This is a genomic window from Mesorhizobium sp. P171375, from assembly GCF_057786075.1.
In genome coordinates this window covers 237,126-249,970 of record NZ_JBYNWF010000001.1, presented here as the reverse complement: position 1 = coordinate 249,970, position 12,845 = coordinate 237,126, and the positions used below count along the sequence as shown (strand labels likewise).

The following is a 12,845-nucleotide window of genomic DNA, read 5'->3' as shown; positions in this document are numbered from 1 at the left end:
CAGTCCTGAATCCGCAAGGTGGCATTGCAGAAGTAACGCCGGGCTGGCGCATTCATGTTGTTTTGACTTGGAATATTCTTCCTCCAATTCATTGGAGGGATGCCGAAATCAACAGTATTTCGAAAATAATCGATCCAGTTCTCCGAAACCGGCTAGCCCGAACCCGTGCGCGATCTGGTCAATCGGCGAGGACCTGTCCAACCAGGTGTTCGGCCCAGGCCCGATACCCGGCTTCCGAGGCATGAAAACCGTCGGAGGCGAAACCCTCTTCGGGATTGGGGATCGGCAGGCGCGGCGCGGGTACGGCGCCGCGCTCGAAACACAGGCGCTCGCCCATGCGGTTCATTGCGGTGGCGCGGATCTCAAGGATTTTGCCGAGCAGCGGCGGCATGGCCGGCGCACGGGTGAACTCCAGCACCGGCGACCAGACGACACGCGCCTCCGGCCATTTGGCCCGAAGTGCGTAGAGCAGGCCGCCGAATTCTTTCTTGAAGCGCGGCACGGAGTGGAAATTCTTGGTGTCGTTGGTGCCGATGGCGAGCACGACATGCGTCCACGGGTCGGCGGAGAGATTGGGCAGGACATGGTCGCGGATCTGCCCCGACGTTGCCGAGTTGAAACCGGCGGCGCGCCAGCGCACGGCGTTGCCGGTGCGCTGAGCGATCATGACGGCAAGCTGCGCGGCAAGCCCGCGCTCGGAATTGCCGATGCCGACGGAGGCGGCCGAGGAATCGCCCAGCACCAGCAGCGAGATCGCCGGCGCCCTGCCCGAGATCTCGTGCATGACCGGCCCTTGCGCCGGGAGCATGCGGGTGGTGCGGCGGCGCACGCCGAGCCCCTGCCAGACATAGACGGGGTAGGCGAGCCAGGTGAGGAGGGCCGGGAAGCGCATGGCGATACCGTTATAGATTGGCGGCAGGCTTAGCGCATGTTCGGGCTGAGGTGAACGCCTTCAATCGTCGCAGCAGTTCGGCTTGTCCGCGTGCCTGTCCTGATATTCGTCATGCAGCCGCACCCAGTCCATCAGGTTTTGATAGGGGCCATTTTCGTCGCGGCCTTTCGGCGTCATGTCGAGATAATCGTAAGTGCCGATCTGAGCCTCGCCGCCACGGGCGCGCGACGTGAAGGTGAGGAAGATGTCGCCGTTCTCGTCCTTGTAGAAAACACTGGTGCCGGGAAGATCCTTCGATGTCCGTGGACGTGTCTCGAAATTGTAGGTGGTGTCGCCGGCCGCGATCTGCTTGTCGGTGAACGAGACCTGCATGTCGAAATTGAAATCCGAGGCGTAGGACGACACCCAGTCGAATTTCCAGCCCATGCGCTGCTTGTAAGGCAACAGCTCCGCCAGTGGCGCGCGCGCAACCACGACCAGAGACACGTCGTGATGCCTCAGATGCTGGTCGGCGCCGTCTATATGGTCGGCAAGGAACGAGCAGCCTTCGCAGCGATGATCCGACCCTGGCGTCATCATGAAGTGATAGACGATGAGCTGGCTGCGGTTGACGAACAGCTCCGCCAGGTTCTTCGGGCCTTGCTCTGTCTCGAAGACGTAATCTTTCCGGATCTTCAGCCAGGGCAATTCACGCCGCTCGGCGGCGATGCGCTCGCGAAACCGCGTCAGTTCCTTCTCGCGCGCCAGATGCGCCTTGTGCGCCTGGAACCAGTCTTCGCGCGAAACCACCTTGTTGCTAGGCATGAACTTCTCCCTGTCTGTCATCCCAAGGACGTTCGGGATGGGCAGGAACCGACATCGCCGTCAGCTTTTGCCGAAGGGGAGATAAGGATGGACGAGCTCCATCCCAAGACCAGGCTCGCCACAAACAAAAACCCGGGCGCATCGGCCCGGGTTTGTATGACAACGGGAGGACTGCGCTCAGGCAGCCTGTTCGAGGCTCGCCTTCCATGTCCCCAGCGCCGCCAGATGGTTCATGTGGGCGCGATGAGTGAAGGCGGCCTGACCGGCGGCGACGTTCGATGCCTTGCCGCTCCAGGCTTTTTGCGGGGCGGCCTGCAGGGCGCGGCCGTAGGAGAAGGTCAGCTTCCACGGATGCGGGCCGATGGCGTTGATGGCGTTTAGGTTGGCGGTCGCTTCCTCGTCGGACTGTCCGCCCGAGAGGAAGGCGATGCCCGGCACTGCTGACGGTACCGTCTCGCGGAACAGCTTTATGGTCTTTTCAGCGATTTCCTCGGGGCTGTTGGTCTTGCCGGATTTCTTGCCTGCAATGACCATGTTGGGCTTCAGGATCGAGCCTTCCAGCACCACGCGGGCCGCGTAGAGTTCGTCATAGAGCTTCATCAGCGTCGCCTTCGAGACCGCGTAGCAGGTGTCGATGTCGTGGGCGCCGTCCATCAGCACTTCCGGTTCGACGATCGGCACAATGCCGGCTTCCTGGCAAAGAGCGGCATAACGGGCCAGCGCATGGGCATTGGAGGCGATCGAATTGGCCGAAGGCACGCCCTTGCCGGTGTCGATGTCGATCACCGCGCGCCATTTGGCGAAGCGAGCGCCGAGCTTGTAATAATCGGCAAGGCGTTCGCGCAGGCCGTCGAGGCCTTCGGTGATGGTATCGCCGGGAAAGCCGGCCAGCGGCTTGGCCCCAGCGTCGACCTTGATGCCGGGAATCGCGCCCGCGGCCTTGATGATATCGACTAGCGGCGTGCCGTCGGCGGCCGTCTGGCGGATGGTCTCGTCATAGAGGATGACGCCGGAAATGTATTTGGTCATCGCGTCCTTGGCGCGAAACATCATCTCGCGGTAGTCGCGGCGGCTGTCGGCAGTCGATTCGACGCCGATGACGTCGAAGCGCTTCTTGATGGTGCCGGAGCTTTCATCGGCGGCCAACAGGCCCTTGCCACCGCCCACGATCGCGGCGGCAATGTCTTCGAGACGTTCGCTCATTCTTGCTTCTCCTGAAGGGATCTGTTCCGCGCTTAACGGAAGTCTACCGCCAAAGGAATGGCATCGGAAAGCTTGAATCGATTGAAAGTTCCTGGCGTCCGCTTTTGCGCCACCGATCCGGTCAGGCCTGTTTCCTCAGCACGTCGACGCCGGGCAGCGGCTTGCCTTCCATCCATTCCAGGAAGGCGCCGCCGGCGGTCGAGACATAGGTGAAGTCGTCGGCGACGCCGGCATGGTTGAGTGCGGCCACCGTATCGCCGCCACCGGCGACCGAGACCAGCTTGCCGGCCGCGGTGCGGGCCGCCGCATGCTTTGCCGCTGCCACCGTCGCATGGTCGAAAGGTTCGATCTCAAAGGCGCCGAGCGGGCCGTTCCAGACCAGCGTCGCGGCGCGGTCGATCCATTCGCCGATCGCCTTCACGGTCTTTTCGCCGACATCGAGGATCATGCCGTCGGCCGGCACGTCCGAGATGGCGACGGTCTCGCAGGCGGCGCCCGCTTTGAATTCTCTGGCGACGACGCCGTCGACCGGCAGGATGATGGCGCAGCCAGCCTCGGCGGCCTCTATCATGATCTGCTTGGCGGTCGGGGCAAGGTCGTGCTCGCACAGCGACTTGCCGACAGCGGTGCCGCGCGCGGCAAGGAAGGTGTTGGCCATGCCGCCGCCGATCACCAGCGCGTCGACCTTCTTCACCAGGTTCATCAACAGGTCGATCTTGGTCGACACCTTGGCGCCGCCGACAATGGCAACGACAGGGCGGACCGGATTGCCCAGACCTTTCTCCAGTGCCTCGAGTTCGGCCTGCATGGTGCGGCCGGCATAGGCAGGCAACAGCCGCGCCAGGCCTTCGGTCGAGGAGTGCGCCCGGTGCGCGGCCGAAAAGGCGTCGTTGACGAAAATGTCGCCATTGGCGGCAAGCCTTTCGGTGAAGGTCGGGTCGTTCTTTTCCTCGGTCTTGTAGAAGCGAGTGTTTTCGAGCAGCAGCACGTCGCCCTTGTTCATGGCGGCGACTGCACTTCCCGCCGTGTCGCCAACGCAATCCGAGGCAAAGCCAACGGGACGGCCGAGCACCTCGGCTGTGGCCTTGGCGATCGGCTCCAGCGAGAATTCGGGTGAGGGACCGTCCTTCGGCCGGCCGAAATGGGCGAGCAGGATGACCTTGGCGCCCTTGCCGGACAGCTCGGCGATGGTCGGCGCAATACGTTCGATGCGGGTGGCGTCGGTGACCTTGCCGTCGGCGACGGGCACATTGAGGTCGACCCGCACCAGCACGCGCTTGCCGCTGATATTGCCGATATCGTCGAGTGTCTTGAAGGCGGCCATGCTGGTTCCTTTCCGTGAAAATCGCCGGGACCATACCTCGCATCAATGACGATGCAAGGCTTGAGCTTGGGCAGGAAACAAATTTTGAGGCGACGGCATTAGTACGGCATTAGTAAAGATGGGACGAACTTTCGTTCGGTCAGCGCCGCCCCTCATTGCCCTGCCGGGCATTTCTCCCCGTATAGTGACGGGGAGAAAGGTCGCTGTCATCGATGGTTTCGCCAATCGCCTGCATTGCAGAGTGGGCGCCAAGCCTGTTCCCTTCTCCCCGTCACTATACGGGGAGAAGGTGCCGGCAGGGGATGAGGGGCGGCGCGGACGGTTGCCTTGTCAGCTCTCCGTCGTTGCCTTTTCCGGCTCCGGTGCCGGCTTCTCGTCAGCCCGCGCCTCTGCCGTTTCCGTCGGCTTGCGCCAGTTGCGGATGAAGGCGGAGACGCGGTCGCCGATCTCGCCGGCGCTGAGGAACACCGGCACCCGCGCCACCGGCGCGGTCGGCTCGAAGGACAGTCCGAGGCCTGTGATCTTACCCTTGTCGTCGACGTCGCGGACGATCAGCTCGATCGGCCCGATCAGCACCCGGTCGGCATATTCGGCGTGGCCGCCGAGCCTTGCCGTAACCAGCGCGCCGACGGTGAGCTTCTGCTCGGCTTCGGTCAGGCCCGGCGTGTAGGCTGCTTCCAACTCGGCGGCGGAGCGCGCCGGATCGACGGCGAAGGCGCCGAAGAAATCGGCATCCTCGGGGTCGACCACGGCGCGGCTGGCGAACAGCTTGTCGAGCAGGCGCGGATAGCGGTCAGGCACGAAGATATAGACCTGGTCGCCGGCAGCGAGCCGGCCCATGTCCTGGAAGCGCATCGAGCGGCCGTCGCGCAGCACCAGCGAGGGCCTGGCCCAGCGCGGGATGCGCTCGCCGCGCGCCACCGGGCTGCCGGGCGCGACGCGATAGGCGAGAAGCTCGTGATGGGCCGAGCCCGGCAGTTCGAGCTCGACCTTGTCCAGCGGACCGAGCCTCGCCGGCACGATCAGGCCGAGGCGGCGTGCCAGCGGCCCGACCGTCCAGCCCTGCACCACCAGCGAGACCAGCACGATGATGAAGGCGGTGTTGAAGATGACGCGGCCGTTCTCAAGCCCGCCGAGCAGCGGGGTGATGGCGAGCAGGATGGAGACTGCGCCGCGCAGGCCAACCCAGGACACGAAGGCTACCTCGGGGCGCGGCAGGCGGAACGGGATCAGGCAGAGCCAGACTGCGACCGGGCGGGCGACAAACATCAGGAACAGGCCAAGCAGCACCGCAGGCACCAGGATCGTCGGAAATTGCGACGGCGTCGCGAACAGGCCGAGGATCAGGAACATGATGATCTGCGCCAGCCACGACATGCCGTCCTGGAAGCGTTTCAGGATGGTGACGGCACGGATGTCGGAATTGCCGGCAATCAGACCGGCGAGATAGACCGCCAGGAAGCCGGAGCCGCCGATGGCGCCGGCTGCGGCGAACACCATAAGCGACAAGGTCAGCACGAAGATCGGCAGAAGGCCGTGGTCGAGATTGAGCCGGTCGACGAGGCGTACGATGGCAAGGCCGCCAAGCACACCGACAATGGCGCCGAGGCCCATATTGAGCACGAAGCCGAGGAACAGATCGGTGACCAGCACATGGGTCTCGGGATTGGCGTGGGCGGCGATGACCTCGACCAGGGTGATGGTCAGGAAGATGGCGATCGGGTCGTTGGTGCCGGATTCAACTTCCAGCGTGGCGCGTACGCGCTCGCGTAAATTGATTTCGCCAGCGCGCAGCAGGAAAAACACCGCGGCCGCGTCGGTCGAGGCGACAGCGGCACCGAGCAGGAAGGATTCCAGCCAACTGAGGTCGAGCAGATAATAGGCGGCGGCGCCGAACAGGCCGGTGGTGATAAGCACGCCGAAGGTCGCCAGCGACAGCGCCGGCCCGGCGGCCTGGCGAAGCGCATTGAGCGGGGTGCCGAAACCGGAATCGAACAGGATGACGGCCAGCGCCAGTGAGCCGGCAAAATAAGCCACGCGCGCATTGTCGAATTCGATGCCGAGACCGTCAGTGCCGGTGGCGAGACCGATGCAGAGGAACAAGAGCAGCAGCGGAGCGCCGAAGCGGAAGGCGATCAGGCTCGAAAACGCGGCGGCGACGACGAGCGCTGTGCCGACCAGCGTGACGAGATAGATCGCATGCTCCATCCGTGACTTGCCCCTCGAATTCCTCTTTCTCCCGATTTACGGGAGAGTGGGGCGAAGGCATGGCCAGTGCAAGGCGGGAGGGTGGTTTTTTGCCCTATGCCGCTGATTTTCCGGCATTTGGCGGCCCAGCGCGCCTCTGACGAAAAACGCCCGGGCAAAGCCGGGCGTTTGAAGCTGTCAGACGTGGGTCTGCGATCAGGCGATGGTCTTGCCGAAGGCGACCGAGGTGTCGGCCATGCGGTTGGAGAAGCCCCACTCATTGTCGTACCAAGACAGCACCGAAACGAAGTTGCCGTCCATGACCTTAGTCTGGTCGAGCGCCATGATCGAGGAACGCGGATCATGGTTGAAGTCGATCGAGACGTTCGGGTGATGGGTGACGCCCAAAATGCCCTTGAGCTTGCCGTTGGAAGCGGCGATCACCGCTTCGTTGATTTCCTGCACGGTGGTGGCGCGCTTGGCGATGAACTTGAAGTCGACGACCGAGACGTTCGGGGTCGGCACGCGGATCGAGATGCCGTCGAGCTTGCCCTTGAGGTCGGGCAGCACCAGACCGATCGCCTTGGCCGCACCGGTCGAGGTCGGGATCTGCGACAGTGCGGCGGCGCGGGCGCGGTAGAGGTCCTTGTGCATGGTGTCCAGCGTCGGCTGGTCGCCTGTGTAGGAGTGGATCGTCGTCATCATGCCCTTTTCGATGCCGACGGCCTCGTGCAGGACGGCTGCCAGCGGCGCGAGGCAATTGGTGGTGCAGGACGCGTTCGAGATGACGATGTGGTCCTTGGTCAGCTTGTCGTGATTGATGCCGTAGACCACGGTGAGGTCAGCACCTTCGGCCGGCGCCGAGACGACGACGCGCTTGGCGCCGGCGGTCAGATGCGCCGCGGCTTTGTCGCGGGCGGTGAAGATGCCGGTGCATTCGAGTGCGATGTCGACGCCTAGATCCCTCCACGGCAACTGCGCCGGGTCCTTGATTGCGGTGACCTTGAATTTTTCCTTGCCGACGGTGATCTGGTCGCCATCGACGCTCACTTCGTGCGGGAAGCGACCATGCACGCTGTCATAGCGCAGCAGATGGGCGTTGGTCTCGACCGGGCCGAGATCGTTGACGGCGACGACGTCGATATCCTTGCGGCCGGATTCATGGATGGCGCGCAGGATGTTGCGGCCGATGCGGCCAAATCCGTTGATGGCAACTCTGACGGTCATTTTACTCTCCCTGGGAGCTCGAAAGGCGGCAGATGGGTCCGCAGCTTCATAGCTGCGGATGGCACAAGAATCCAGCCGTAGAAGGCCGAATTTAAATCGATTAGCTTGGTCCAGTCCCGCGAAACCGCCTTTGCGGTTCGCGGGACTGACCGGGATCACTTGCTGTGCAAGTGACCCTGGATATCACTTGCTGTGCAGGCGGGCTTCCGCTGCCTTGGCTGCCGCTTCGGCGGTGATGCCGAAATGCGGGTAGAGCTGCTCGATGGTGCCGGAGGCGCCGAAGCCGTGCATGCCGACGAAGATGCCGTCGGAGCCGATCAGGTGATCCCAGCCCTGGCGGATGCCGGCCTCGATCGCCATCTTGATCGGCGCGTCGCCGATGGTCTTCTTGCGGTAGGCGTCGCTCTGCTGGTCGAACAGTTCGAAGCAAGGCACCGAGACGACGCGGGTCGGATGGCCGTGCTTTTCAAGCAGGTCGCGGGCGCCGAGAGCGACCTCGACCTCGGAGCCGGTGGCGAAGATCGTCACCGCGGCGTCACCACTGGCCGCGGCCAGTTCATAGCCGCCCTGGCTGCTCAGGTTCTTGGCCGAGTATTCGGTGCGCACCGTCGGCAGGTTCTGGCGGGTCAGCGCCAGGGTCGACGGCGTCTTTTCCGTCTCAATGGCGATCTGCCAGCATTCGGCGGTTTCCACCGCGTCGGCCGGACGGAAGACATTGTGGTTGGGGATGGCGCGCAGCGCCGCCAGATGCTCGACCGGCTGGTGGGTCGGGCCATCTTCGCCCAGACCGATGGAATCATGGGTCATGACGAAGATCGAGCGGATGCCCATCAGCGACGCCAGCCGCATCGACGGGCGGGCATAGTCGGAGAAGCACATGAAGGTGCCGCCATAGGCGATGAGGCCGCCATGCAGCGTCAGGCCGTTGAGCGCGGCGGCCATGCCATGTTCGCGGATGCCATAGTGGACATAACGCTGGCCGTAATCGTCCGGCGTGATGTTCTTGGTCTGGCTGGTCTTGGTGTTGTTGGAGCCGGTGAGGTCGGCCGAGCCGCCGATGGTTTCGGGCACGGCGCCGTTGATGACTTCCAGCGCCATCTCCGACGATTTGCGGGTGGCGACCTTCGGCTTATCGGCCGACAGCTTCTTCTTGTAGTCGGCGATGACGGCATCGAAGTTCGACGGCAGCTTGCCGGCGAGGCGGCGCTCGAACTCGGCCTTCAGCTCGGGCTTGGCCTTGGCAAGGCGGCCTTCCCAGTCGGTGCGCGGCTTGGCGCCGGCTTTGCCTGCGGTGCGCCAGGCGTCGAGGATGTCGGCCGGAATCTCGAAGGGCGGCGAGTCCCAGTTGAAGAATTTGCGCGCACCGGCGATTTCGTCGGCGCCGAGCGGTGAGCCGTGCGCCTTGTTGGTGCCGGCCTTGGTCGGGGCGCCGAAGCCGATGGTCGTCTTGCAGGCGATCATCGTCGGCTTGTCGGAATGGCGGGCAGCTTCAATGGCATAGGCGATCGCTTCCGGATCGGTGCCGTCAATGTGGCTGGCGTTCCAGCCGGAGGCCTGGAAACGGACGACCTGGTCGGTGTTGTCGGCCAGCGAGACCGGGCCGTCGATCGAGATGTTGTTGTTGTCCCAGAAGACGATCAGCTTGTTCAGCTTGAGGTGGCCGGCAAGCGCGATGGCTTCCTGCGAAACGCCTTCCATCAGGCAGCCGTCACCGGCCAGAACGTAGGTGTAGTGGTCGACGAGGTCGTTACCGAAGGCGGCGTTCATGATGCGCTCGCCGAGCGCGAAGCCGACCGAATTGGCGAGGCCCTGGCCGAGCGGGCCGGTCGTCGTCTCGATGCCGGTGGCATGGCCGTATTCGGGATGGCCGGCGGTCTTCGAGCCGAGCTGGCGGAAATGCTTGATCTGGTCGATCGTCATGTCCTCGTAGCCGGTCAGGTGCAGCAGGGAATAGAGCAGCATCGAACCGTGGCCGGCCGACAGGATGAAGCGGTCGCGGTCGGGCCAATGCGGGTTCTTCGGATCGTATTTCAGGAACTTCGTGAACAGCACGGTGGCGATGTCGGCGCAGCCCATGGGCAAGCCTGGATGGCCGGACTGGGCCTTTTCGACAGCGTCCATGGCGAGAAAGCGGATCGCATTGGCCATCCGGTCATGTTGTTCACGCGACGTCATGGTACCTCCGGGGTGGGGATTTGCGGGCTTGGCAGAGCCCTGGAAAGGGTGCGCGACACATAGCAGGCGCGGGCTTTTAGTCAACAAATCGCCTGCACATTTGCCGGTCTTGTGATGCCTGCGGCAGGCCCACATTAGCGTTAGCAGGGGACAGTCGCGAGAGCTTTGTTGACGTTGCCTTCACCCGGTGCCTAATGTTTCCGGGATAACGCGTTCTGAACGCGAGCGATTCGGTGATGGGCAGGGCACAGGACGAAGGCCATGACCGGGGAAACCACACTCAAGGAAGTCATCCACAGGCTGGGCAAGGCCATCGAGGGGCTGGAAAACGCCGTCGCGGCCAAGCTCGAGCACGAGCGCGACTATTCCGAAGCCGAGGCTGAAGTGCAGCGCATGAACGCCGACCGTTCCCGGCTGGCGCAGGAACTCGACAATTCCGAAGCCCGCGCCGAAAGGCTGGAAGATGCCAACAAGGAAGTGTCGCGCCGCCTGGTGACCGCCATGGAAACCATCCGCGCGGTGTTGGACAGATAGGAGCTGCAGGCCATGGCACAGGTCACGGTTTCCATCGACGGCAAGCAATACCGCATGGCTTGCGACGAGGGCCAGGAAGAGCATCTGATCGACTTGGCCGAACGCTTCGACCGTTATGTCTCGCATCTCAAGGATTCGTTCGGCGAAATCGGCGACCAGCGGCTGACCGTGATGGCCGGCATCATGGTGATGGACGAGCTGTCGGAGCTGCAGAAGCGTGTCAAGGGTATGGAGACCGAGGTGCAGACGCTGCGCAAGACGCGCGACGAGGCGCTGACCAAGGCCGACAAGAACGACACCGTGTTGACCAGCGCGCTCGGTGCGCTCGCCCAGCGCATGGAAGATCTGGCCACGTCGCTGGTGGTCAACAAGGCCTGAGCGCACCCTTTTCTCGCAGAAACGAAAGATTGTCGGGCCCAACGCTGGGTCCGTAGCACGAAAGTGCTCGTTCCACCGCCGACAAGAGTTTCCTATTATCTCCCAGCCGCGATTTATGCGCTAATATGCGGCAATGCCGGAGCGTGGCGCCGCCTTGGTGCCGCTCCTAACGACATCTGTTGCAGGGGAAATGTGCCATGAGCCTTCGTATCAACGACATCGCGCCCGACTTCACCGCCGAAACAACACAAGGGACGATCAATTTCCATGACTGGATCGGCGACGGCTGGGCGATCCTTTTCAGCCACCCGAAGAACTTCACCCCGGTGTGCACGACCGAACTCGGCACGATGGCGGGTCTGGCGGGCGAATTCAAGAAGCGCAACGTCAAGGTCATCGGCATTTCCGTCGATCCTGTTGCGAGCCATGACAAGTGGCAGGCCGACATCAAGACGGCGACCGGCCAGACGGTGAACTACCCGCTGATCGGCGACAAGGACCTCAAGGTGGCCAAGCTCTATGACATGCTGCCTGCGGGCGCCGGCGAGACGTCGGAAGGCCGCACGCCGGCAGACAACGCCACGGTGCGATCGGTCTATGTCATCGGGCCGGACAAGAAGATCAAGCTGGTGCTGACCTATCCGATGACCACCGGCCGCAACTTCGACGAGATCCTGCGCGCCGTCGATTCCATGCAGCTGACCGCCAAGCACCAGGTGGCGACGCCAGCGAACTGGAAGCAGGGCGAGGACGTCATCATCACAGCTGCCGTCTCCAACGAGGATGCGATCAAGCGCTTCGGCGCTTTTGACACGGTCCTGCCCTATCTCAGGAAGACCAAGCAGCCGTCCGCCTAGGTTTTCTCGACCCGGGCGTTATCGATTTTTGTCCTGTTCCGGCAGGGTGTGCTTGACGGGTGCGCCTTGCTGGATGACCATGCTCCTGGTTCATTCCGGCAGAGAAAATCATTCCTGCCGGAGCGAGGGGCAGGGGGCCGGAAATTGGACGCAGCTTTGGCTAAGCCGCTGGTCAGCGGCTTCTACGACAAGCCGACCGGAGCCATACAGTATGTCGTCGCCGATCCGGCGACGAAGCGCTGCGCCATTATCGATCCGATCCTCGATTTCGACGAAAGGTCCGGCGCGACGGCGACGAAAAGCGCCGATGCCTTGCTGGATTTCATCCGGGCAAACGGACTGGAACTCGAATGGATCCTGGATACCCATCCGCATGCCGATCATTTCTCGGCGGCTCGTTATCTTCATGAGAAGACCGGAGCGCCGACGGCGATCGGCGACAGGATCGTCGAGGTCCAGAAGCTGTGGAAGGCGATCTACAACTGGCCGGATTTTCCCGCCGACGGGTCGCAGTGGGACCGGCTGTTTGGGGAAGGCGAAACGTTCCTGATCGGCAGCCTTCCGGTCAAGGTGCTGCTCTCGCCGGGACATACGCTCGCCTCAATCACCTATGTCGTCGGCGATGCCGCCTTCATCCACGATACGCTGTTCATGCCGGATAGCGGCTCGGCAAGGGCAGACTTTCCTGGTGGCAGCGCGGCGCGGCTGTGGCGCTCGATCCAGGGTATTTTGGCACTGCCTGACGAAACGCGCGTATTCGTTGGCCACGACTACCAGGAGGGTGGCCGTGAGGCGCGTTGGGAGAGCACCGTCGCTGAGCAAAGGGCGAAGAATATCCACCTCGTTGCTGCGCACACCGAGGCCGAATTCGTCGCCTTGCGTGAGGGACGCGACAAGACATTGCCGATGCCGCGGCTGATCCTGCATGCGCTGCAGATCAACATGAACGGCGGACGGCTGCCGGAGCCGGAAGCCAATGGAAGGCGATATCTGAAGTTTCCGCTGGATGGGCTTTGATAGCACGGTTAGTCCCTTCTCCCCGTCACTATACGGGGAGAAGGTGGCGGCAGCCGGATGAGGGGCGGCGCCAACGTTTGTTGTGATCGCGCCGCTGCTCCTGTGGTGGCAAAGCCGAAATCTGGCGCTGCCCCTCATTGTCCTGCCGGACATTTCTCCCCGTATAGTGACGGGGAGAAAGGGCTGTCGCGCCGGTTTCGCCAATCGCCAGCGGACACAAAAAGGCGGCGCCGGTTTCCCGACGCCG

Annotated in this window: 11 protein-coding genes; 4 read left to right on the top strand and 7 right to left on the bottom strand. The window is 63.2% G+C overall.

Features of this window, described 5'->3' with window-relative positions:
* Positions 1-178: 178 nt before the first annotated feature.
* The 7 genes from ACYHH6_RS01245 to tkt all read right to left on the bottom strand — a co-directional run bounded on the left by ACYHH6_RS01245 (position 179) and on the right by tkt (position 9,812).
* A complete protein-coding gene (locus ACYHH6_RS01245; RefSeq protein WP_352591311.1) occupies positions 179-892 on the bottom strand; it encodes an SGNH/GDSL hydrolase family protein in 714 nt (237 codons plus the stop codon).
* A gap of 60 nt (positions 893-952) precedes the next feature.
* Positions 953-1,696, bottom strand: a complete 744-nt coding sequence (locus ACYHH6_RS01240) for a DUF899 domain-containing protein (protein ID WP_352591308.1) — start codon at positions 1,694-1,696, stop codon at positions 953-955.
* 177 nt (positions 1,697-1,873) lie between these two features.
* Complete coding sequence (locus tag ACYHH6_RS01235) at positions 1,874-2,899, bottom strand: class I fructose-bisphosphate aldolase (RefSeq protein WP_352591306.1); 1,026 nt, start codon at positions 2,897-2,899, stop codon at positions 1,874-1,876.
* A 121-nt stretch (positions 2,900-3,020) separates the two neighbouring features.
* Entirely contained in the window at positions 3,021-4,223 is a 1,203-nt protein-coding gene (locus ACYHH6_RS01230; protein ID WP_352591303.1) for a phosphoglycerate kinase, read from the bottom strand.
* A 330-nt stretch (positions 4,224-4,553) separates the two neighbouring features.
* On the bottom strand, positions 4,554-6,431 hold the full coding sequence (locus ACYHH6_RS01225; protein WP_488500392.1) for a potassium/proton antiporter: 1,878 nt from the start codon (positions 6,429-6,431) through the stop codon (positions 4,554-4,556).
* Between the two features lie 195 nt (positions 6,432-6,626).
* Entirely contained in the window at positions 6,627-7,637 is a 1,011-nt protein-coding gene (gene gap, locus ACYHH6_RS01220) for a type I glyceraldehyde-3-phosphate dehydrogenase (RefSeq protein ID WP_352591298.1), read from the bottom strand.
* A 183-nt stretch (positions 7,638-7,820) separates the two neighbouring features.
* Positions 7,821-9,812, bottom strand: a complete 1,992-nt coding sequence (tkt, locus tag ACYHH6_RS01215; protein WP_352591295.1) for a transketolase — start codon at positions 9,810-9,812, stop codon at positions 7,821-7,823.
* A 261-nt stretch (positions 9,813-10,073) separates the two neighbouring features.
* Between tkt and ACYHH6_RS01210 the strand changes: the two genes are divergently transcribed.
* From ACYHH6_RS01210 to ACYHH6_RS01195, 4 genes are all read left to right on the top strand, one after another.
* On the top strand, positions 10,074-10,346 hold the full coding sequence (locus ACYHH6_RS01210; protein WP_023670128.1) for a DUF4164 domain-containing protein: 273 nt from the start codon (positions 10,074-10,076) through the stop codon (positions 10,344-10,346).
* A gap of 12 nt (positions 10,347-10,358) precedes the next feature.
* Positions 10,359-10,724, top strand: a complete 366-nt coding sequence (locus ACYHH6_RS01205; RefSeq protein WP_352591292.1) for a cell division protein ZapA — start codon at positions 10,359-10,361, stop codon at positions 10,722-10,724.
* A gap of 197 nt (positions 10,725-10,921) precedes the next feature.
* Positions 10,922-11,581 carry a peroxiredoxin gene (locus tag ACYHH6_RS01200; protein ID WP_352591289.1) on the top strand — a complete coding sequence of 220 codons (660 nt, stop codon included), beginning with the start codon at positions 10,922-10,924 and terminating at the stop codon, positions 11,579-11,581.
* A gap of 144 nt (positions 11,582-11,725) precedes the next feature.
* A complete protein-coding gene (locus tag ACYHH6_RS01195) occupies positions 11,726-12,598 on the top strand; it encodes an MBL fold metallo-hydrolase (RefSeq protein WP_352591286.1) in 873 nt (290 codons plus the stop codon).
* Positions 12,599-12,845 lie beyond the last annotated feature (247 nt).

Coding starts and splice junctions, on each gene's coding strand:
- ACYHH6_RS01225 (WP_488500392.1), bottom strand. CDS start 6,431: ATGGAGCATGCGATCTATCTCGTCACGCTGGTCGGCACAGCGCTCGTC.
- ACYHH6_RS01210 (WP_023670128.1), top strand. CDS start 10,074: ATGACCGGGGAAACCACACTCAAGGAAGTCATCCACAGGCTGGGCAAG.
- ACYHH6_RS01245 (WP_352591311.1), bottom strand. CDS start 892: ATGCGCTTCCCGGCCCTCCTCACCTGGCTCGCCTACCCCGTCTATGTC.
- ACYHH6_RS01240 (WP_352591308.1), bottom strand. CDS start 1,696: ATGCCTAGCAACAAGGTGGTTTCGCGCGAAGACTGGTTCCAGGCGCAC.
- ACYHH6_RS01205 (WP_352591292.1), top strand. CDS start 10,359: ATGGCACAGGTCACGGTTTCCATCGACGGCAAGCAATACCGCATGGCT.
- gap (WP_352591298.1), bottom strand. CDS start 7,637: ATGACCGTCAGAGTTGCCATCAACGGATTTGGCCGCATCGGCCGCAAC.
- ACYHH6_RS01235 (WP_352591306.1), bottom strand. CDS start 2,899: ATGAGCGAACGTCTCGAAGACATTGCCGCCGCGATCGTGGGCGGTGGC.
- tkt (WP_352591295.1), bottom strand. CDS start 9,812: ATGACGTCGCGTGAACAACATGACCGGATGGCCAATGCGATCCGCTTT.
- ACYHH6_RS01200 (WP_352591289.1), top strand. CDS start 10,922: ATGAGCCTTCGTATCAACGACATCGCGCCCGACTTCACCGCCGAAACA.
- ACYHH6_RS01230 (WP_352591303.1), bottom strand. CDS start 4,223: ATGGCCGCCTTCAAGACACTCGACGATATCGGCAATATCAGCGGCAAG.